Annotated in this window: 1 pseudogene; it reads left to right on the top strand. The window is 57.4% G+C overall.

The features are described from left to right. The first annotated feature begins 65 nt into the window (after positions 1-65). Positions 66-1,410: pseudogene (locus OE747_RS24555) on the top strand (ISKra4 family transposase). Positions 1,411-1,432: the final 22 nt, after the last annotated feature.

Genomic DNA, 1,432 nt, shown 5'->3' on the forward strand with positions numbered 1-1,432 from the left:
GGGAGTGGGCAAAACCTGGTGGTCTACGTGGTAGGGTAAGGTTTCTGAACAAGGCGGGACCCACCATGGATGTAAGCATTTTTGTCGAGACGACTTTTGACGATGGAGAAATCAGGAGGCGCAAAATCGGTCGACTTCGCCGTGCGCCGGATGAGTTTGGTTCCGAGAATGTTGGCCTTCTCCTCGACGACGCAAAGACCTTGTTGAGGCGCTTGCAGGAAGCGATTGTGCAAGATCAGGTCAGTGAAGCATTAGAGGTTCGCCGGAAATGCGATAGCTGTGCCAAACAACGCGCGATCCATGATGATCGAGGCCGGATTCTCGACACTCTTTTTGGACGAATTCGGGTGAAGTGGCCAAGGCTTCGCCGCTGCTTGTGCCAGCCGGCTGGGATCGCGAAATCTGGGCCGCAATCACCACTTGCCGGGCTGTTCTCTGACCGTGCAACTCCCGAACTTCGTCGCCTGCAGGCTGAATTGGGGGCAAGGCACTCGTTTCGGGAAGCCGCTCGATTGATCGAGATGTTCCTGCCCTGTTCGGCTCAGTCGAACACGACCGTTCGAAATCGCCTGGGTCGCATTGCCGACGAGTTGGGCCACGGCGACGCAAGCCAAGGACACGCGGATACAATCGCCCCGCCCGGCCCACTGACCGTTTTCCTAGATGGTGCGCATATACGATGTCGGCCGGAGTACCAGAAACGCCACCTGGATGTCGTGGTCGGCAAGGTTGAAAGCCAATATGAGCCGGCGGTTTGGCCTCGTACAACAAGCCGCCAGTTTTCCTGCAAAGCAGCTCCGAAATGACTTGATTGCGCAGGGCTGGGATGGTCAGAGCAAAGTGACCGTGATTTCAGACGGCGAACCTGCATTGCCGAATTTGGTGAGGCGCGCCGTTCGAGGTCCAGTCACCCACATACTGGACTGGTGGCATATCTCGATGCGGGTCAAGCACATAGAAAACGCGGTGCGGGGGCTTCTGCAATCGAAGGACTTTTCAGGGTTGCCGCTCCTCTTCGAGCGACCTTCCGATACACTGCGTTGGTACCTTTGGCACGGCAAAGTGATGACCGCCGCGACAATCCTAAAAGTTCTTCAGATCGATTGCGATCGCCTACACGCCGAAACCCAAGAATTACGAGAAGCGGCCAAGCGCGTCAGAGCGCGGTGCCAGGACCTCTATTCTTACCTTGCGAACAACTTCGACGCGCTTCCGGACTATGGTCACAGGTACCGAAGTGGCCTCGCAGTCTCATCGTCCCGGGCAGAAGGCTGTGTTGACGACATTGGCAACACCCGCATGGGCAAGCGGCGGCGCATGAGATGGTCACCTCAGGGCGCACATCGGGTTGCCGTTACTCGGGCTGCTGTTCTTGACCGAAGGCTAGAAGTCTCAAAGCGGGCCGCTTGACCACCACGTTTTGCCCACTCCC

The organism is Ruegeria aquimaris (genome assembly GCF_025751555.1).
GTDB classification, from domain to species: domain Bacteria; phylum Pseudomonadota; class Alphaproteobacteria; order Rhodobacterales; family Rhodobacteraceae; genus Ruegeria_B; species Ruegeria_B aquimaris.